Origin of the sequence: Pseudoduganella dura (genome assembly GCF_009727155.1) — a bacterium.
Classification (GTDB): domain Bacteria; phylum Pseudomonadota; class Gammaproteobacteria; order Burkholderiales; family Burkholderiaceae_D; genus Rugamonas; species Rugamonas dura.
In genome coordinates, this window is the sequence record NZ_WNWM01000002.1 from 5,549,351 (window position 1) to 5,569,535 (window position 20,185).

The 20,185-nt window shown below is 67.1% G+C and carries 16 protein-coding genes; 10 read left to right on the forward strand and 6 right to left on the reverse strand.

From position 1 onward, the window contains the following. Window positions 1–2 precede the first annotated feature (2 nt). The 10 genes from GJV26_RS24220 to GJV26_RS24265 all read left to right on the forward strand — a co-directional run bounded on the left by GJV26_RS24220 (window position 3) and on the right by GJV26_RS24265 (window position 12,721). Window positions 3–1,052 carry an ABC transporter permease gene (locus GJV26_RS24220; protein WP_229419670.1) on the forward strand — a complete coding sequence of 350 codons (1,050 nt, stop codon included), beginning with the start codon at window positions 3–5 and terminating at the stop codon, window positions 1,050–1,052. Then, window positions 1,049–2,044 carry a galactofuranose ABC transporter, permease protein YjfF gene (gene yjfF, locus GJV26_RS24225; RefSeq protein WP_229419422.1) on the forward strand — a complete coding sequence of 332 codons (996 nt, stop codon included), beginning with the start codon at window positions 1,049–1,051 and terminating at the stop codon, window positions 2,042–2,044. Before GJV26_RS24220 ends, yjfF begins: the two co-directional genes overlap by 4 nt. A 9-nt stretch (window positions 2,045–2,053) precedes the next feature. Continuing rightward, a complete protein-coding gene (locus tag GJV26_RS24230; protein ID WP_155711220.1) occupies window positions 2,054–3,028 on the forward strand; it encodes a glycoside hydrolase family 43 protein in 975 nt (324 codons plus the stop codon). 71 nt (window positions 3,029–3,099) lie between these two features. Further along, a complete protein-coding gene (locus GJV26_RS24235; protein ID WP_189441957.1) occupies window positions 3,100–4,065 on the forward strand; it encodes a glycoside hydrolase family 43 protein in 966 nt (321 codons plus the stop codon). A gap of 106 nt (window positions 4,066–4,171) precedes the next feature. Continuing rightward, window positions 4,172–5,113 (forward strand): LysR family transcriptional regulator, encoded by a 942-nt coding sequence (locus GJV26_RS24240; RefSeq protein WP_155711221.1) that lies wholly within the window; start codon window positions 4,172–4,174, stop codon window positions 5,111–5,113. Next, a complete protein-coding gene (locus tag GJV26_RS24245; protein ID WP_155711222.1) occupies window positions 5,113–6,405 on the forward strand; it encodes a DUF3422 family protein in 1,293 nt (430 codons plus the stop codon). Before GJV26_RS24240 ends, GJV26_RS24245 begins: the two co-directional genes overlap by 1 nt. A gap of 1 nt (window position 6,406) precedes the next feature. Further along, the gene (locus GJV26_RS24250; RefSeq protein ID WP_155711223.1) at window positions 6,407–7,537 is read left to right on the forward strand and encodes an esterase-like activity of phytase family protein; all 1,131 of its coding nucleotides are present in this window, start codon (window positions 6,407–6,409) and stop codon (window positions 7,535–7,537) included. 90 nt (window positions 7,538–7,627) lie between these two features. After that, window positions 7,628–9,160 (forward strand): PAS domain-containing sensor histidine kinase, encoded by a 1,533-nt coding sequence (locus tag GJV26_RS24255; protein ID WP_155711224.1) that lies wholly within the window; start codon window positions 7,628–7,630, stop codon window positions 9,158–9,160. A 110-nt stretch (window positions 9,161–9,270) separates the two neighbouring features. Beyond that, window positions 9,271–11,715 carry a penicillin acylase family protein gene (locus GJV26_RS24260; protein ID WP_155711225.1) on the forward strand — a complete coding sequence of 815 codons (2,445 nt, stop codon included), beginning with the start codon at window positions 9,271–9,273 and terminating at the stop codon, window positions 11,713–11,715. Window positions 11,716–11,773: 58 nt separating this feature from the next. Continuing rightward, window positions 11,774–12,721 carry a sensor domain-containing diguanylate cyclase gene (locus GJV26_RS24265; protein WP_155711226.1) on the forward strand — a complete coding sequence of 316 codons (948 nt, stop codon included), beginning with the start codon at window positions 11,774–11,776 and terminating at the stop codon, window positions 12,719–12,721. Here the strand turns inward: GJV26_RS24265 and GJV26_RS24270 are convergent. From GJV26_RS24270 to GJV26_RS24295, 6 genes are all read right to left on the reverse strand, one after another. Next, window positions 12,714–13,913 (reverse strand): acyltransferase family protein, encoded by a 1,200-nt coding sequence (locus GJV26_RS24270; protein ID WP_155711227.1) that lies wholly within the window; start codon window positions 13,911–13,913, stop codon window positions 12,714–12,716. The two genes, GJV26_RS24265 and GJV26_RS24270, sit on opposite strands and share 8 nt — an antisense overlap. 435 nt (window positions 13,914–14,348) lie before the next feature. After that, window positions 14,349–15,560, reverse strand: a complete 1,212-nt coding sequence (gene nhaA, locus GJV26_RS24275) for a Na+/H+ antiporter NhaA (protein ID WP_155712692.1) — start codon at window positions 15,558–15,560, stop codon at window positions 14,349–14,351. A gap of 420 nt (window positions 15,561–15,980) precedes the next feature. After that, window positions 15,981–16,358, reverse strand: coding sequence for a hypothetical protein (locus tag GJV26_RS24280; RefSeq protein WP_155711228.1), 378 nt, complete (start codon window positions 16,356–16,358; stop codon window positions 15,981–15,983). Between the two features lie 251 nt (window positions 16,359–16,609). Continuing rightward, the gene (locus GJV26_RS24285) at window positions 16,610–17,353 is read right to left on the reverse strand and encodes a LytR/AlgR family response regulator transcription factor (RefSeq protein ID WP_155711229.1); all 744 of its coding nucleotides are present in this window, start codon (window positions 17,351–17,353) and stop codon (window positions 16,610–16,612) included. After that, window positions 17,341–18,426: a sensor histidine kinase gene (locus GJV26_RS24290; protein ID WP_155711230.1), complete on the reverse strand. Its 1,086-nt coding sequence runs from the start codon at window positions 18,424–18,426 to the stop codon at window positions 17,341–17,343. Before GJV26_RS24290 ends, GJV26_RS24285 begins: the two co-directional genes overlap by 13 nt. Next, window positions 18,426–20,066 carry a Na+/H+ antiporter gene (locus tag GJV26_RS24295; protein WP_155711231.1) on the reverse strand — a complete coding sequence of 547 codons (1,641 nt, stop codon included), beginning with the start codon at window positions 20,064–20,066 and terminating at the stop codon, window positions 18,426–18,428. Before GJV26_RS24295 ends, GJV26_RS24290 begins: the two co-directional genes overlap by 1 nt. Window positions 20,067–20,185: the final 119 nt, after the last annotated feature.

The following is a 20,185-nucleotide window of genomic DNA, read 5'->3' on the forward strand; positions in this document are numbered from 1 at the left end:
ACATGGCCGCGCCGGCGGCGGCCAGGACCGCACCGGCGAAGGCGTCGCTGCTGTCGCACCCGCTGGCCAAGCCGGTCCTCGCGCTGGCGGCGCTGCTGGTGCTGGACATTATCTTTATTCCCGGCTTCCTGAGCCTGGAAATCAAGGACGGCCACCTGTATGGCCCGCTGATCGACATCCTGAACCGCGCAGCGCCCTTGATGCTGGCGGCGCTGGGCATGACGCTGGTGATCGCCACGCGCGGCATCGATATTTCGGTGGGCGCGGTGGTAGCGCTCTCCGGCACCGTGGCCGCGATGCTGATCGGCGGCACGATGGTCATCAACAACGGCCAGCCGGAATACGTGGCGAACACGCCGATGCCGGTGGCGCTGGCCGCCGCGCTGGGCGTCGCGATCCTGTGCGGCGCATGGAACGGCGTGCTCGTCGCCGGCCTGAAGCTGCAGCCGATCGTGGCCACGCTGATCCTGATGGTGGCCGGCCGCGGCCTGGCGCAGCTGTTCACCGACGGCCAGATCGTCACCGTGTACTACGAGCCGTACTTCTTCCTGGGCAGCGGTTACCTGCTGGGCTTGCCGTTCTCGCTGTGGGTGGTGGCGGCCGTGCTGGCGGTGGTGGGCCTGCTGTTGAAGAAAACGGCGCTGGGCCTGTTCATCCAGTCGGTCGGCATCAACCCGGTGGCCGCGCGCCTGGCCGGCATCCGCACCGCCACGCTGATCTTCTTCGTCTACGTGTTCTGCTCCACCTGCGCCGGCGTCGCCGGCCTGATGATCAGCTCGAACATCAAGAGCGCCGACGCGAACAACGCCGGCATGCTGCTGGAACTCGATGCGATCCTGGCCGTCACGCTGGGCGGCACGTCGCTGGCCGGCGGCAAGTTCAGCCTGGTGGGCAGCATGATCGGCGCGCTGATCATCCAGACGCTGACGTGGACGATCTATTCGCTGGGCGTGCCGCCGGAAGTGAACATGGTCGTCAAGGCGATCGTCGTATTCATCGTTTGCCTGTCGCAGTCGACGGGCTTCCAGAAGCTGTGGAAGGGCCGTAAATGAATGTAGCTGCCGCAACCCTGGGCGCCGCGCGCCCGAACATCATGAGCGCGCCGTGGTTCACGTCGCTGGTGACCGTGCTGCTGCTGGCCGTGTTGCTGGCCGCCGGCGGCGCCGCCTACGACGGCTTCCTGTCCGGACAGGTGATGTTGAACCTGCTGATCGACAATGCGCACCTGCTGGTGATCGCGGTCGGCATGGGCTATGTGATCCTGGCCGGCGGCATCGACCTGTCGGTCGGCTCCGTGCTGGCGCTGACGACGATGATCGCCGCCTGGCTGCTGAACGCCGGCTGGCATCCGCTGGTGGTGATCGCCATCGTGCTGTCGTTCGGCGCGCTGTTCGGCGCGCTGCAGGGCGCGCTGATCCACTTCTTCGAGCTGCAGCCGTTCATCGTCACGCTGGCCGGCATGTTCCTGGCGCGCGGCCTGTGCTACCTGATCAGCATCGAGTCGATCACGATCGAGGACCCGCTGTTCGTGGCCGCGTCGCAGTCGCAGATTCCGTTCCTCGGGGGCTTCCTGTCGCCGAGCGCCGCGATCGCCGTCGTCATGCTGGTCGTCGCCGTCTGGGCGTCGCGCCGCACCGCGTTCGGTCGCGCCGTGTACGCCATCGGCGGCAACGAGCAGTCGGCGCTGATGATGGGCCTGGCCGTGGGCCGCACCAAGATCAGCGTGTACGCGTTTTCCGGCTTCTGCGCCGCGCTGGGCGGCGTGCTGTTCGCGTTCTACATGTTGTCCGGCTACGGCCAGCATGCGCAGGGCACCGAGCTCGATGCGATCGCCGCGGTCGTCATCGGCGGCACGCTGCTGACGGGCGGCTACGGCTACGTGGCCGGCGCCCTGTCCGGCGTGCTGGTGCTGGGCACGATCCAGACGCTGATCGCCTTCGACGGCACGCTCAGTTCCTGGTGGACCAAGATCGTCATCGGCGGGCTGCTTTTCCTGTTCTGCGTGGTGCAACGGCTGCTGTCCGTCCGCTCGCAACATTCCTGAGGAGATCCAATGAAACTGCAACACCTCGGCGCCCTGGCGCTCGCGGTGGCGGCCGCCTGCGCCGCCGCTCCGGCAAGCGCCGCCAATCCGCTGTTTTCCGACAAGTTCACGGCCGATCCGGCCGTGCTGGTCGACGGGGGCCGCGTCTACCTGTATGCCGGCCACGACGAGGCGCCGCCGAAGCCCGAGGGCAAGGACTTCGTGATGAACGAATGGCTGGTCTATTCGACCTGCGACATGAAGAACTGGACCGCGCACGGCACCGCGCTGCGCTACGACGTGTTCAAGTGGGCCGGCGGCTCGGCCTGGGCCAGCGACATCACGCGCGTCGGCAAGAAGTATTATTTCTATGCGACCCTGCATGACAACGGCACCAATGCCAAGGGCATCGGCGTGGCGGTGGCGGACAGCCCGACAGGGCCGTTCCGCGACGCCATCGGCAAGGCGCTGGTCACCAACGACATGACGAAGGAAACGGATATCGCCTGGGACGACATCGACCCCGGCATCTTCGTCGACGACGACGGCACCCCGTGGCTGTTCTGGGGCAACCAGACGCTCAAGTTCGTCAAGCTGAAGAAGAACATGATCGAGATGGACGGCCCGATCCAGACCACCAGCCTGCCGCATTACACCGAGGCGCCGTATGTGCACAAGCGCAACGGCACGTACTACCTGTCGTACTCGCGCGAATTCCCCGAGCACACGGTGTACGCGACGGCGAAGAAGGTGACGGGCCCGTGGCACTACCGCGGCAAGATCATGGACCAGAACAAGAACACGCCGACGATCCACCAGGCGTTCGTGGACTTCAACGGCAAGTCCTACATCGTCTACCACAACGCCGAATTGCCGAACGGCGGCGAGTTCCGCCGCTCGGTGGCCGTGGAAGAGTTCAGGTACAACGCGGACGGCACGATCCCGTTCATCCCGCAGACCCCCGAAGGCCCGGCGGCCAATCCGACCGCGGCCTGCAAGAAATAAGAAGAAGTGCGCCGCCCCCGTTCGCGGGGGCTTTTTACATCCGCAACGATATTCCCGGACTGGAGACTCCCGTGTTCAAGCGTTCCAACTTCAAGCGTGCCCTCGTCACCGTCGCGGCCGTGCTGTGCACCGCCCCGGCGCTGGCCGGCAACCCCCTCGTCAAGGACAAGTTCACCGCCGACCCGGCCGTGCTGGCCGACGGTGGCCGCGCCTACGTGTACGTGGGGCGCGACGAATCGCCGGACGACAAGGGCTACGTGATGAACGAGTGGCTGGTGCTGTCGAGCTGCGACATGAAGAACTGGAAGGAGCACGGCACCGCGCTGCGCTACGACACGTTCAAGTGGGCCAAGGATTCCGCATGGGCCAGCGACATCGTCAAGCACGACGGCAAGTACTGGTTCTTCGCCACGGTGAGCGAGCGCGCCGCCAATGCGAAGGCGATCGGCGTCGCCGTGGCGGACAGCCCGACCGGCCCGTTCCGCGACGCCATCGGCAAGCCCCTGATCACCAGCGCGATGACCCTGCAGACCGATATCGGCTGGGACGACATCGATCCGACGATCTTCATCGACGACGACGGCACGCCGTACCTGTACTGGGGCAACCAGGTGCTCAAGTACGCAAGGCTCAAGCGCAACATGACGGAACTGGACGGGCCGATCGTGACCGAGGGCCTGCCGCAGTTCACCGAGGCGCCGTACCTGCACAAGCGGCAGGGCACCTATTACCTTTCCTACTCGCGCGACTGGCCGGAATACACGGTGTACGCGACGAGCGACAAGGCGACCGGACCGTGGCGCTACCGCGGCAAGATCATGGACGCGAACAGGAAGACGAAGACGGTGCACCACGCGTTCCTGGAGTTCAACGGCAAGTCGTACGTGGTGTACCACAACGCCGAACTGCCCGCCGGCGGCGAGCACCGGCGCTCGGTGGCCGTGGAGGAATTCCGCTACAACGCGGACGGTACCATTCCGTTCATTGCGCAAACCGAAGCGGGGCCTGCCGCCAACCCGAGCGCAAGCTGCAAGTAAAGAACTTTTTTGTAAGGACAGCCGGGACCCGCGCAATCGGGTTTCGGCGAGCCCTTCGTGGCTCAGCCGATGCCGGATTGAAACTCGGCAATGATATGATTCGCCGATGGACACACTCAATCCCAACTGGTTCCTGCGCGCCCGCCTCAAGACGCGCCAGCTGCTGCTGCTGATCGCGCTGGACGAACAACGCAATATCCACCGCGCCGCCGAGACGCTGCACATGACGCAGCCGGCGGCGTCGAAACAGATCAAGGACCTCGAGGAGATGCTGGATGTAAAGCTCTTCGAGCGCCTGCCGCGTGGCATGGAGCCAACGCTGTTCGGCGAAACGATGATCCGCCACGCGCGCATGGCGCTGACCAGTCTGTCGCTGGCGCACGACGACGTGCTGGCCCTGAAATCGGGGCTGGTGGGGCAGGTCGAGATCGGCGTCATCATGACGCCGGCGATGTCGCTGCTGCCGAAGGCGATCGCCAAGGTCAAGCTGCAGGCGCCGCTGCTGCGCATCGGCGTGCACCTGGAACCGTCGAACACGCTGCTCAACATGCTGGAACGGGGCACGCTCGATTTCATGATCGGCCGCATCCTCGAGCACGACACCAATTCGCGGCTCACCTACGAGGAACTCACCGAGGAGCCGGCATGCGCGGTGGCGCGCATCGGCCATCCGCTGGCGGGCGCGGCCAACCTCACGCTGAAGGATATCGCCAGCCACCCGTGGATCCTGCCGCCGCAGGGCAGCATCCTGCGCCACCGGGTTGACATGATGTTCCGCCGCGCCAGCCTGGAGCCGCCGGCGAACACCGTCGACACCACCGCGCTGCTGCTGATCACCGCGCTGCTGCAGCAGACCGACACGCTGCACGTAATGCCGGTCGACGTGGCGCGCTACTACCAGTCGCTCAACGTGCTGACGATCCTGCCGATCGAGCTGCCCGTCAAGATGGATGCGTTCGGCATCATCCGCCAGCAGGACCACATCATGTCGCCGGGCGCGAACCTGCTCTTGACCGCCGTGCGCAACGCCGCCAAGGAGGTGTACTGATGACGTTCGTCTTTTCGAGCCTGAACCACCCGCAACGGGTGCCGCTCGCCGCGGAACTGCATTCGCGGCCGTTCCTCAAGCTGCGCGCGCCGGAACTGGTGTCGCACATCGCCGTGTTCGGCCATGGCCGCAACAACAATGCGCAGGCGCAGCATGACCTGCTGACGGCGCTGTGCACGCACTTCGGCGTTTCCGCGCCGGCACGCGACGCCGGTTACTTCTACCACGACTTCGGCCGCTTCCGGCTGAAGTGGGAGCTGCATTCCGAGTTCGCCACGTACACGTTCGCCGAGCGCAGCGAGTCCGCCGCGGATTTCGCGCGCATGCCGATCGAGAACGTGCCGCAGGACTGGCTGCTGGCGCTGAAGGGCCGCGTGCTGGTGGCCGCCCATGTCATCCTGCGCAAGGGCGGCGCCGCCGAGCACGGGCCGGTGCATGAGCTGTTCGAAGGCGTGTCGCTGGCCGCCAGCAGCGTGATGCAGGGCGGCGAAGTCTGTTCCGACTTCGCGATCCAGGCCGACGGCTTCTCGCGCTTCGTCATCAACGACGTGCGCATGCGCGAACAGCAGGCCGGGCGCCTGGTGCAGCGCGTGCTGGAAATCGAAACCTACCGGATGATGGCGCTGTACGCCTTGCCCGCCGCGCAGCGCGCCGTGCCCGAGCTGAACGCCGTCGAGAAGGAACTGGCCGAAGCCACGCAGGCGCTGCTCGAATCGGACGGCACGACCGAGCAGGCGCTGCTGCAGAAGATCACGCACCTGGCGGCCCGCATCGAGAAGCTGTCGCTCGACAACAGCTACCGCTTCGCGGCGTCGAAAGCTTACTTCAAGCTCGTCAACACGCGCATCGACGAACTGCGCGAAACGCGGATCGAAGGCGTGCCCACCGTCGCCGAATTCATGGAGCGGCGGCTCGCGCCGGCGATGAGCACCTGCGAGGCGGTCGCCGCCCGGCAGGAAGCGCTGGCGCGCCGCATCGCCAACAGCAACGACCTGCTGCGCACCCGCGTGGGCATCGTGCAGGAAACGCAGAACCGCCAGATCCTGCAATCGCTCAATGCCCGCGCCGCCCAGCAGCTGCGGCTGCAGCAGTCGGTCGAGGGCCTGTCGGTGGCGGCGATCTCGTACTACGTGGTCGGCCTGCTCGGCTATTCGGTCAAGGGCGCCAAGATCTTCGGCCTGGTGCCGAACGCCGATGTGGTGATCGGCCTGGCCGTCCCGCTGGTCGCCGCCGGCGTCTGGCTCACGCTGCGCAACATGCACAAGCGGCTGCACCGCGGGCACCACGCCTAGAATGAGAAGTCTGATCGGGGCGGTGGCGGTGTGCCTGGCGGGGTGCGCGCCGGTGCCGTATGCCGGGCAGGGCGCGCAGGGTATCGCGGCGCTGCGTTTCATCGGCGAGCAGCGCATTGCGCTCAAGGCGCAATTCCAGGGCACGACGGTGGGCGGCCTGTCCGTCATCGATTACGATGCGGCCGCCGGCGACTGGATCCTGGTCAGCGACGACCGCTCGGCCATCGATCCGGCGCGCTACTATCGCGCAAGGCTGCGTTTCACGCCGACCTCGTTCGATGCCGTCACGCTGACCGGCGTGCATTTCTTTCGCCAGGGCGACGGTTCCACCTACCCGGACGTGCAGCGCCATGCCGGGTCGGGCGGCGTGGTCGCCGATATCGAATCGGCCCGCGTCGATCCGCGCGACGGCACGCTGTGGCATGCCAGCGAGGGCGACCGCCGCCTCGGCCTCGATCCATTCGTGCGCCAGGCCGGCAGCGACGGCACGCTGCGCGCCGAACTGCCGCTCCCGGCCATGTTCAGGGCCTGGCCCGATCGCGAACGGGGCGTGCGCAACAACCTCGGTTTCGAGGGCCTGTCCTTCGCGCCGGACGGCGCCAGCCTGTGGCTGGCGCTGGAAGCGCCGCTGTACGAGGACGGCGAGCCGCCCACGCCGGAACACGGCGCCATGGCCCGCATCACGCAGCTGGACAGGGCTGGCCGCGTGCTGGGCCAGTATGCCTACCCGGTCGATGCGATTCCCGCCGCGCCGGGCGAAGGCATGCGGGCCGACAACGGCATTTCCGAGATCGTCGCCACCGGTGCGCAGACGCTGCTGGTGCTGGAGCGCGCGGCCGTGCAGGGCGCGGACGGCCGCTATCGCAACCATATCCGCCTGTACGAGGCCGATTTCCGGGGCGCCACCGATACCGGCGCGCTGCCCGCGCTGGCCGGCGCGGCGTTCCGGCCCGGCACGAAGCGCCTGGTACTCGACTTCGCGGCTCCCGGCCTGCCGGTGCCCGACAACCTGGAAGGTTTCGCCTTCGGCCCGCGGCTGCCGAACGGCCATGCCACGCTGGTCTTCGTTTCCGACGACAACTTCGGCAAGACCCAGGTGACCCAGCTGCTGCTGTTCGAAGTCCTGCCATGACCGGCGCCGCCGTGAGCCGTGCTCGGTACTTTCCCGAAAGTGCGTAAGCTTGGCCTGAAATCTCAGCCGCAGGCAATTCGCAGCAACAACATGAACGACACTGATTTTGGCAAGCTGATCTTGGACGAGACGCCGGATGCGGTGATCGTCACCGCCACGGACGGGGCCGTGCTGTACTGGACACGGGGCGCCGAATCGGTGTTCGGCTACACCGCGGCCGAAGCGATCGGACGCACCCTCGGCGAGCTGATCGTGCCGCCGGAAATGCGCGACAGCGAGCGCGCCATCATGTTCGACACGCTGGCCAACGGTTCGGCCAACTACGAGACGATGCGCCGCGCCCGGAACGGCTCGCTGATCTATATCGACAGCTCGAGCAAGGCGGTGCGCGGCAGCGGCGGCCGGCCCGACTGCATCCTGTGGACCAAGAAGGACGTGACGCCGCTGCGCGTGATGCGCGATGCGGCGCTGGTCGGCGCCCGGTTCGGCACGCTGCTGGCGTCGATGCCCGATGCGATCATCATGGCCAACGCGGCCGGGCGCATCGTGCTGGCGAACCGCCAGGCCGACGACCTGTTCGGCTACCCGCACGGCGCATTGCGCGGCCAGCTGCTGGAAGTGCTGATCCCGGAGCGCTACCGCGCCGCGCACGTGGACCAGCGCGTGGCCTATGCGCTGGCGCCCACGCAGCGGCCGATGGGCGTGGGCCGCGCGTTGTACGGCCTGCGCCAGAACGGCACCGAGTTCCCGATCGAGATCAGCCTTTCGCCGCTGGCCACGGAAGAGGGCACCCTCGTGATGAGCGCGATCCGCGATATCAGCGAGCGCAAGCGCATCGAGCACGCGCTGCAGGAAAAGAACGCCGAACTGGCCGATGCCAGCCTGGCGAAAGACCGCTTCCTGTCGAGCATGTCGCACGAGCTGCGCACGCCGCTCAACGCGATCATCGGCTTTACCGGCACGCTGCTGATGCAGCTGCCCGGCCCGGTGAACGTGGAGCAGGAGCGCCAGCTGCGCACGATCCAGTCGAGCGCGCGCCACCTGCTGTCGCTGATCAACGATATCCTCGACATCACCAAGATCGTTTCCGGCAAGGTGGAGCTGAAGCAGGAACCGTTCGATTGCCGCCGGCTGGTGCAGGACGTGGCGGCGATGTTCGCGCCGCTGGCACATGCCAAGGGGCTGGCGCTGCGCGTGACGCAGGTCGAACGCGACGTTACCGTGTGCACCGACCGCCGCGCCGTGCAGCAGATCCTGATCAACCTGCTGAACAATGCGATCAAGTTCACCGAGCACGGCGAGGTGCGGGTGGATGTCGATATCGATATCGACGAAGGCGGCGGGGACGGCGGGCAGGCCGTGCGGATCGACGTGGCCGACACCGGCATCGGCATCGAGCGCGACAAGCTGGGCCTGCTGTTCAAGCCGTTCACGCAGATCGACCAGGGCAGCACGCGGCAGTTCGAGGGCACCGGCCTGGGGCTGCACCTTTCGGAGCGGCTGGCGGGCCTGATCGGCGCCCGCATCGCCGTGCGCAGCCGGTTCGGCGAAGGCAGCGTGTTCACGCTGCGGCTGCCGTATGCGCCCGGCCAGCGCGCGCTGCCCGGCGCGGCGGCGCGCTGACGGGCGCACGGGCGGCCGGACGGCACGGCCGCTTCATTACACTTTTTTGCTCCCGTTTCCATTGGATTTCTGGCAAGATGCGCCGCAGAGCAACTTCGCGGAGACGACGCATGGCAGGAGAACGCAGGGGGCGCTGGCTCCGGCGCATCGGGTGGGGCGTGCTGGCCCTGGCGGTCGTGGTGGTGATGACAGTGTGGTTCTTCCTGCGCGGCAGCCTAGCCCAGCTCGACGGCAAGCATACCGTGCCGGGCCTGCGCGGCCCCGTCACGGTGCATCGCGATGCGCTGGGCATGCCGTCGATTTCCGGCGGCGACCGGCTCGAAGTGGCCTACGCGACCGGTTTCGTGCACGCGCAGGACCGCTACTTCCAGATGGATCTGCTGCGCCGGGTGGCGGCCGGCGAGCTGGCCGAACTGTTCGGCCCGAAAGCGCTGCCGACCGACCGCGAACACCGGCTGCACCGCTTCCGCGCGCGCGCGGCCGATGCCTACGCACTGCTCCCCGAACCCGACAGGCAACTGCTGGAGCGCTACGCGGCCGGCGTCAACGAAGGCCTGAATGCGCTGGGCACGCGGCCGTTCGAATATGGCCTGCTGGCGCAGGCACCCCGCTCCTGGTCGGCGCACGACACGCTGCTGGTGATCTGGGCGATGTATTTCGACCTGCAGGGCACCACGGCGCGGCGCGAGCTGTCGCGCGGCTGGCTGCGCGACAATTCGACGCCGGAGCAGCTGGCGTTCCTGCTGCCGCCGGCGTCGCGCTGGGATGCGCCGCTGGACGGGAACGATATCCCGGCACCGCAGGCGCCGATCTCCGCCACGGCGCCGTCGTGGTGGGGGCAGCCCGGCCCGCGCGATGCCGCGCTGCTGGCGCTGGCCGCATCCCCGGCGGCATCCCCAGCCAACACCCGGGCCGAAAACCTCGATACGATGGAAGCCAATATCGGCAGCAACAACTGGGCGGTGTCCGGCGCGCGCAGCGCCACCGGCGGCGCCATCGTCTCCGACGACATGCACCTGGGGATCAAGTTGCCGAACACGTGGTACCGCACGCTGCTCCAGGTTCCGGACAGCAACGGCAGCACGCGCCGCATCGTCGGCGTCACGCTGCCGGGCACCCCCTTCGTCGTGGCCGGCAGCAACGGCCACGTGGCCTGGGGATTCACGAACAGCTACGGCGATTTCCTCGACCTGGTGCCGGCCGCGCGCGACGCCGCCCGGCCCGGCCAGGTGCGGCTGGGCGGCAAGTGGGAGACGCCGGTAGCGCACCAGGAAACCATCCTGGTGAAAGGCGCGCCGGCCGAGACGATGACGGTGCGCGCCACCTCGCGCGGCCCGTTGTTCGATACCGCCGGGCGCACCTATGCGCTGCACTGGATCGCCCACGAAGCCGCGCTGCTGAACGTGAACCTGCGGCGCCTGGAAGCCGTCAATACCGTCGACGAAGCGCTGGCGGTGGCGAACGGTGCCGGCATGCCGGCGCAGAATTTCGTGGCCGGCGACGCCGCCGGCAACATCGGCTGGACCATTGCCGGCCCGCTGCCGCGCCGCACGCACGGCGGCGCACCGGGCACCGACGCCAGCTACCCGCTGGCCGACGGCACGGCGGGCTGGCAGGGCTGGCTGCGGCCCGGGGAATACCCGCGCGTGGTGAATCCGGCCGGCGGCCAGCTCGTCACGGCGAACAGCCGGCAGCTGGCGGGGCGGGGCGCGGAACTGCTGGGCGACGGCGGCTATGACCTCGGCGCGCGCACACGCCAGGCGAGCGACGCGCTGGCGGCGCTGGGCCCGAAAACGGACGAGAAGGGCGTCTACGGCGTGATGCTCGACGACCGTGCGCTGTTCCTGGCGCCATGGCGCGACCGCGCGGTGGCCTTGCTGGACGCTGCCGCCGTCAAGGCCGACCCGAAGCGCGCCGAGGCGCTGCAGGCGCTGCGCTCGGGCTGGACCGGCCGCGCCAGCGTGGATTCGACCGGCTACCGCGTCGCGCGCGGCTACATGTGGAACCTGTATGAGCTGCTGTATGGCGGCGCCAACATGCAGCTCAAGGAATGGGGCGGCAATGCGGCGCTGGCCGGCAAGCGCTGGCCGGAAATCCTGGCGCGCCTGCTCGACGAGCAGCCGGCCGGCTGGCTGCCACGCCAGTACGCCACCTGGCGAGACCTGCAACTGGCCGCGCTCGACCGCACGATCGGCGACCTGGCGGCGGATGGCACGCCGCTCAGGCAGGCCACCTGGGGCGCCTTCAACACGGCCGGCATCGCGCACCCGATCGCCGGCGCCGTGCCGGCCCTGCGCAAATGGCTGAGCGTGCCGGCCGACCAGCTGGCGGGCGATACCAACATGCCGCGCGTGGCCGGCCCGGCGTTCGGCCAGTCCGAACGCTTCACGGTGTCGCCGGGCAAGGAGGAGGCGGGCATCTTCAACATGCCGGGCGGGCAGAGCGGGCATCCGCTGTCGCCGTATTTCCTGGCCGGCCACTCGGACTGGGTGCGTGCCCGCGCCACGCCGCTGCTGCCGGGGCCGGTGCAGCACACATTAGCCCTCGTGCCGTGATCCGGCGCGCCTTTCGGTGCATAATGTGCCGGAGCAATCAACACCAGAAGAGGCGTGCATGATTAACGATTTCGCTGCGGCGGCCCAGGCCACGATGGCCTATCTGCGCCGCCGGCTTGGCTTGCAGTTGTGGATGGTGACGCGATCCGAAGGAGACGACTGGATCGTGCTGTATGCCGACGAAGCCGCGTCGGCCGGCAACGCCGCCTATGGCATCGCGCCGGGGCAGTCGTTCCGCTGGACCGATACCTTCTGCTCGCGGATGGTGCTGGGCCATGGCCCGGGCATCGCGCCGTCGACGCGGCAGGTGCCGGCCTATGCGAACGCGCCGCTGGCCGCCCACCTGCCTACGGGCGCCTACGTGGGCGTACCGCTGCGGCGTTCCGACGGCTCGCTGTTCGGCACCCTGTGCGGCATCGACCCGCGGCCGCAACCCGACACGATCTGCGACGAACTCGATACCGTGACGCTGATGGGCGACCTGCTGGGCCGTATCCTCGCCACCGAGCTCGATGCCGGCTCGGCATCGCGGCGCGCGGACCGTGCCGAGGTCGATTCCACGCGCGACCCGCTGACCGGCGTCGTCAACCGCCGCGGCTGGGACATGCTGGTGCGGCGCGAGGAGGAACGCTGCAGCCGCTACGGCCACTCGGCCTGCGTGGTGTCGCTCGACCTGGACGACCTGCGCTTCACCAACGATACGCTGGGCAGGGCGGCCGGCGACAGCCTGCTGATCCGCACCGCGCGGGCGCTGGAGGGCGTCACGCGCGGCACCGACACGGTGGCCCGCGTGGGCGACGACGAGTTCGCGATGCTGATGGTCGAATGCGACTACTTCGACGCGCAGGCGCTGCTGGTTCGCGTGCAGGAGGCGCTGGCCGGGGCGGACGTGCGGGCCTCGCTGGGCATGGCGCTGCGCAAGCCGGGCTACGACCTGGAAGAAGCGTACGCGATGGCCGACGCGGAGATGGACCGGGCGAGGCGCAGCCGCAAGGTGCTCAACTGACCACGCGGCTGTCCGCCTGGCCGGGCGGCTGAGCGGCCGTTGCAGGCATGGCGGCGGCGCGCATCTTCAGGCCGAACAGCGGCCGCAGCGGCGGCACGCGGCGCACGATCTCGAAGATCCCGAAGCTGGCCGCGACCGTCATCGCGACCAGCACGATGCCCTCCATGAGCGGCGGCAGCGCCGCGGGACGCAGCAGCTGCGTGAAGCACACGATCAGCGTCTGGTGCAGGATGTAGACCGGGAACACGGCCTGCGCCAGGTATTGCCGGGCCGGTCCGTCATGAGACAGGTGGCGCCGCGCGAAGCCGCACGCCGCCGCCACCGCGCACCACTGGCAGGTGGTCCAAACCACGCGCGCCGGCGTGAGCCATGCCTGGATGGCTTCAGGGTTGCGGTGGCAGGCCACCAGCACCACCCAGCACGCGAGTGCCGTGCCGAGCGCGGCGAAGCGCAGCCGTTCCAGCTCGCGCCAGAACGCCGCCTGGCCCGACAAGGCCGCGCCGGCCAGGAACAGGGGCAGGTAGGTGGCATGGTTGAACCAGTCGTCGACCAGCGCGTGGGTTTCCTCGAAATGGGGTTTCAGCGCGATGCGGATCACGGCCAGCAGGGCCGCCGGCAGCACCAGCGCCTTCCAGCCGCCCAGCAGCCGGGCCAGCGCCGCGCCGGCCCGCTCGATGCGTTCCCGGCCGAGCATGGCGGCCAGCGCCGCCAGCAGCAGCGTATAAGTCCATACGTAGGGCAGGTACCACAGGTGGTTCCAGGTGGGCAGGGTCAGGCATTCGCCTTCCTTGCAGAAGCCGCCATAAGCGTGCAGGTACAGCTTCATGAAATCGGTATAGCTGCCCGCATAGCCGAGCTTTCCGGCGACCTCGAAATACGGCTGCGGCGGCACGATCACCAGCATGCCGAACAGCAGCGGCACCAGCAGCCGCGCGCTGCGTTCGCGGATGAACGTCACGGTCGCCAGTTTTCGCAGCAGGAAGGCCGACGCGACGCCGGAGACGAGGAACAGCAGCGACATCCGCCACGGCGACGTCAGCAGCATCAGCGGCTCGATCGCGCTGCTCGCGTGCGGGCTTTTCACGTGCCAGTCCCAGGTCACGTAGTACATGCCGGTGTGGTACAGGATCAGCAGGAAGAAGGCGAGGATGCGGAGCCAGTCGAGGAAGTACAGGCGGTGGTTGTCGGGCATGGCGTGGTCCGGGTCGATGGGGATGACCACAGGTTAGTCGGGCGCGCGCGGTGTCGCGAGGCTTTTGGGGCGACGCGGAGATCGGCGGGGCGGGGCGGGGCCGCCGCACCGAAGCCTGCGTTTGTAACGAGGCCACGTTCTAATGTTCACGCCAATAATCGACTGGAATAGACTCTTCTAGTTTGAATTGGACCGATTTAGGTAACCTGATGTGCGTTACTTCGGGATGACAGCTTGCAGAGAACGCATTGGCTTTTTTTCACCCTGCTACGTACTTCTTTTTCCGCCCTAGAGCTGATATTCGCACCTGACCGTCGCAAGTTGAATTTGCGCTGAAGAGCGACTCGGTACCTGGCCAGTCGCCGTCGTACGTATAGCACTCGAGGCGACCGCTTTCGCCCCCAGTGCAGACATCGGATAAAGCTACAGCAGTGCCTACCTTGATAAATCTTGCTCTAGATCCATCGTATCCAGATCCGTGTCGTTAGCGAGTGGGGTCCCCATCACCTTCAGCCACAAGAAGCCGCATATGCCTGCACCCAACGAAGCTGCGAGAATTGCCATCTTTGATGCATTGATTACTTCTGGCTCCCCTTCAAATGCGAGATTGGTGATGAAGATCGACATGGTGAAGCCTATACCGCCAAGCAGCCCTGCACCCAGCACGTGGCGCCAAGCCAAGTCTAGTGGCAGGCGGCACAGGCCAACAGACACCGCTGCAAAGGTGAACAGGAAGATGCCGACCGGCTTGCCCACGACTAAACCGAGGATGATGCCTAGGCTGTTCGCATCCAGCAGGGTGGACATCCATCCGGCGCCGATCACGATGCCGGTATTAGCCAGCGCAAAGATGGGCAGGATCAGGAACGTTACGGGGGTGTGCAGGGCATGTTCAAGTCGGTGCGATGGCGACTGCGCATCGTCCTGACGTGCAGAATACGGAATGGCGAACGCCAGTAGCACGCCGGCAATAGTGGCGTGCACGCCGGACTTGAGCATCAGGAACCACATCAGCGCTCCACCGAGCAGGTAGGGCAGCATGGACATCACGCGTAGGGCCCGATTCATAACCAGCAGGGCGCCGAATACTACCAGCGCGCCAAGCAGGTACGCGAACGACACCTCGGCGGTATAGAACAGCGCGATGATGACGATCGCTCCGAGATCGTCCATCACCGCCAGGGCGGTGAGAAAAATCTTCAGCGATGCCGGCACGCGATTGCCTAGCAGAGCAAGCACGCCCAGCGCGAAAGCGATGTCGGTCGCCATGGGAATCCCGACACCGGCCTGCGCCGGCGTGCCGCTATTGAAACCGAAGTGGATCAGCGCGGGTACCACGATGCCCCCGGCGGCCGCTAGCATCGGCAGCAGCGCGTTCCGGAGGTCGGAAAGCTCGCCGTTATACAGTTCGCGCTCGAGCTCGAGGCCGATCAGCAGGAAGAAAATCGCCATCAGTGCGTCGTTTACCCAGTGCTCGATGCTCAGTCCTGCCACATGGAGGTGCCAGAAGTCGAGATAGGCCGTGCCTGACGGGGAGTTGGCGATCGCCAGCGACGCGAGCGTGCACAGGATTAGTACGATGCCGCCTGCCTTGCTTGACGAAGCGAAGGCCTTGAAGGTGTCGGACAGACGCTGCTCGATGCGCATCACGCGGCCCCCAAGGTTCCGGAGCAAGGAGAGGGGGAGAGAAACGGGTAAGGAAAAAGAGGAGTCATAGGTGGTCGCGAAAAAACCGCGTGGCGGCCCGACCATCGCGCGTCCTGTCGTACCCGTACAGTACGAACACCCAGCAATCATTATAGCTCGACATCTTTGCAGATCATGTTGGCGGCAGCCTCAGTAAAGCTTGTCCAGCCTGATGCGAACGGACTATGCCCGCTTTTGGCCGAACTCGGCCGTTCGGTTCAGGATCGCACGTGTTCAGGTAAAAAATCACGGACGATCACGACCGGCAGCAATTTCTGATACCGCGTGGCTCGATGGAGGCTGCGATGTATCGATGCCCAGCGTTGGCGCACCCTGCGGTTGTTTGAGTGGATGCTCAAGGAGCGATGATTTGGCTCGCTGTCAGTTCTTGTCCAGTCCGACGTTCACGTTCAGGCCCGTGACATCGAATCCGCCATTGAAGTTGACGTTCAGGAGTTCGTGCGAATTTTTCCAGGTCTTGCGGTCATGGCTAGCCCAGTATTTGTACACGTAAACCTCCTGGTTGAACATGATATTGCCCAGCACCGCCTGTTGCTCCTTGAGCAGAGATCCATGCGCATTCAGATTGACGCGGATCGGCGAATGGGCTGGGATGTAAAGCACATACTCGGCGCTGGCGGGCGGCGTGTCGCCCATCTTCACCAGGGGCAGGGCATCGATTTGCGCGACCGGGGCCGGCAACATTGATGCGCAGCCGGCCAGAATGACAGCGGACAGGGCGCAAAAGAGTTTTTTCATCGTTTCCCCAACTGGGCAGGAAGTTATAAAGCGTCATGGCGACCATCATTGCCACCCACGCGAATGGCGATAATGAAAAGCGAATTATTGGCAGGCGAGCCGCGTGACAATCATCAAATTGCCTGGGGAATCACTGGTTTAAGTTCGATTGGAGGGCGATGATTTGCGGCGCAGCATGGCACTGTTTCTCGGAGCCAGGCCCCCTCCAACGATAAATCAGTGGTTCCATAGTTGGTCCTTGCGGATGCAGGTCAGCGCAGCTGCGCCAGTGCGGCTAGTACGCCAGGCCGGTACTGCCGGCTCAGCGGCACCGTACCACCGTCGGTGAGCAAAATTTCGCCGTCGCCCTTGTCGTTGGCGACGATGCGTTCGATCCACGGCAGGTGCACGGCGGCGCGGCGGTGGCAGCGCACGAACGCCGGGCCGATGGTGTCGAGCAGTCCGGCCAGCGTCTGGCGCATCAGCGGGGCGGCCGTGCCGTCGTGCAGGGCCACGTAGTTGTCGGCTGTTTCGATCCAGCGGATGTCGGCGATGCGCACGATGCGCGTCACGCCGCGCTCGGTGACGAGCAGCTGGCGCAGCGGCAGGCCGGCGGCAGGCGCGGGCCGGTCATGATCGCCCGCACGCGCATGCGGCCGCCGGTCCAGCCGCTCCTGAAGCCGCGCCAGCGCGCGGGCCAGCCGGGCCGGGTCGCACGGCTTGAGCAGGTAGTCGATCGCGTTGGCGTCGAAGGCGCGCAGCGCGTAGTCGTCGAACGCGGTCACGAAGACCACCAGCGGCGCCGGATCGGGCAGCGAAGCCGCCAGTTCCAGCCCGCTGATGCCGGGCATCTGGATATCGAGCAGCAGCGCGTCGGGCCGGAACGTGTCGATCTTCGCCAGCGCCTCGAACCCGTCGCGCGCCTCGTCCACGGCGGTCACGCCATCGTGTCCTGCCAGCAGCCGGCGCAGCCTGTCCCGCGCGGGCCGCTCATCGTCGACGATCAGGATGCGCATGCCGCCTCCACGCAAGGCAGCGACAGTTCGGCGCGCACTCCGGCCGGTGCCAGCGGGCGCAGGGAAAGCGCGGCGCTGTCGCCGTGCAGCGCGGACAGCCGCGTGCGCAGGTTCGCCAGCGCGCTGCCGGTGCCGCGGCCGGCAGGCTGCGCGAGACTGCCGGCATCGTCCTCGACGGCAAGCAGCAGGCGATCGCCGTGGCGCCGCGCCGTGACGGTCACACGGACACACACCGTACTCTGCTCGACCGTATGCCGGAACACGTTCTCCAGCAGTGGCTGCAGGCTCATCGCCGGGACCAGGCAGTGCTCCAGGCCCGCATCGATGCGCCAGGCGATCGTTACCCGGTCGGCGAAACGCTCGGCCATCAGTTCGGCGTAACCGCGCAGCAGCCGCAGCTCGGCCGCCAGCGGCACCTGCTGGGCGTTGTCGCCCAGCGCGGCGCGCAACAATTCCGCCAGCCGCACCAGCAGCGCATCGGCGCGCTCGACGTCTTCATGCATGACGGCGGCGATCGTGTTCAGCGCATTGAACAGGAAATGCGGCTGCATCTGCTGCGTCAGCTGGTGCAGCTGGGCGGAGCGCAGCTGCGTGGCCACCCGCTCGGCGCGCAGCCGTTCGCCCAGCATGAGCTGCCACGACAGCACGCCGAACGTGATGCAGACGAAGATGGCGAAGAAGATCGTCATCTTGATGTTCTCGTAGACCAGTACGCCCGGCCAGGCGCCGTGGGGATAGATCTCGCCCATCATCGCGTAGACGGCGTGGCGGATGCCGAACGCGATCGGCACGAACGCCACCCAGAACAGCAGCAGCCATGGCGCCTGGCGGGCGAACCAGGCGCGCGGGTGCGCCACGAGGCCGTCGTGGCGGCGCGTGAAACGGCGCTGCACCAGCAGCAGGAGCGTGCCGGTGACGGCGGACGAGCTTTCCCACAGCAGCGGGTGCCACAGCGGGCCGTCGTCGTTGCGCAGGAAGTCCTGCACGGCCGTCACGATCATCAGGCTCCAGAACAGGATCCAGGCCGTGGCGATGACGAGGCGCACGCGCCGGGGCAGCCGCGGGTCGTCCATCAGTGCTTGTGCCGCGCCTCGACGAGATCGATCTCGCGCACCAGCTTGCGCGAAATCTCGTCGGAGATGTGTTCATGGCGCGCCAGGCCGAAGATGGTGCGGCGCTCGGCCTGCAGGGCGGCCATCCGCAGCAGGCGCTCGGCCGAGTCGAGCTTGCGGTAGCGCGCCACGTCCTCGTCGTCGACGGCGGCGGTCGTGTCGAGGCGGTGCTGGTACAGCGCGATCACGCGCGCCGCCGCCTCCGGGTACATGTCGCTGTCGGCACCGCTCTGGAGCTGCTCCATCTGGGCCCGCTCCACGGCGGCGATGGCGGCGCTGGCGGCTTCGCGGCGCGCCAGGTCTTCCTCCTTCTGCTCGGCCGGCTCCTCGGGGAAATCCATGCCCGCCAGCAGCCGCGGCAACGCAACGCTGGCCAGCACCAGCGAGATCAGGATCACGGTGGAGGCCAGGAAGATCGTCAGGTCGCGTGCGGGGAACGGCGCGCCGGAAGGCAGCGCCAGCGGCAGCGTCATCACGCCGGCCAGCGTGATCGCGCCGCGCACGCCGGCCAGCGACGTGGCCAGCAGCAGCCGCAGCGGCGGCTTGGGGGCATCCTCGCCGCGCCGGTTGCGCCGGTACAGCGTGATGCGCAGCGCGGCCCATACCCAGATGAAGCGCAGCACGAGCAGGCCGAACGAGATCGAGAACGCGTACAGCACCAACCACCAAGGGTTCAGGTGGCCGCTCTGGTCCAGCGAGACGCGGGCGCCGTGCAGGATATCGGGCAGCTGCTCGCCCAGCAGTACGAACATCACGCCGTTCAGCGCGAACTGCACCGTGTCCCACACGGCCGAGCGCTGGATCCGTGTGGCGGCCATCGCCTGGCCGGACAGTTCCACGTAGCTCATCGTCACGCCAGCGGACACGGCGGCCAGGATGCCCGATGCATTGGTGTGTTCGGCCGCCAGGTAGGCACCGAACGGGATCAGCAGGTTGACGAGAATCGGCGAGCCGGCCGGCTCGCCGAATTGGCGCACCAGCCAGCGCTGCGACCAGGTCACCAGCATCGTGACGCCGACGCCCGCGGCAATGCCGCCGGCTACCAGCCATACGAATGTCAGCGACGCCTGGGTCAGCGAGAACGTGCCCGTCATCGCGGCGGCCACCGCGAAGCGGAAGCACACCAGGCCGCTGGCGTCGTTGAGCAGCGATTCGCCCTCGAGGATGTGCATCAGCCGCTTCGGGATCGGCGCGCGCGAGGCGATCGACCCCACGGCCACCGGATCGGTCGGCGACACGATCGCCGCCAGCGCGAACGCCACCGGCAGCGGCATCGCCGGGATCAGCCAGTGGATCAGGAAGCCCGCGCCGACCACCGTGAAGATGACGAGACCGAACGCCAGTTCGAGAATGATGCCCTTGTCGCGGAACAGGCCGCTTTTCGGGATCCGCCAGCCGTCGAGGAACAGCAGCGGCGGCAGGAACAGCAGGAAGAACAGCCCGGGATCGAGCTGCACGCCGTGGCCGGTATAGCCGGCGATCGCGGCGCCCAGCCCGATCTGCACCAGCGGCAGCGGCAGCGATACCGGCAATACCCGGACGAGATAGGCACTGGCCACCACGGCCAGCAGCATGGCCAGTACGATTTCGATCGAATCCATTGTTGCGTGTTGCCCCTTATTGCGTGATTACCTGTGCGTGCGCTTTGCTTACGCATTTGTTTATTAAGCCATTGCAATTATAGGGGACGGGGCGAAGCCGGCAGGGCGGGCAAAGGCAA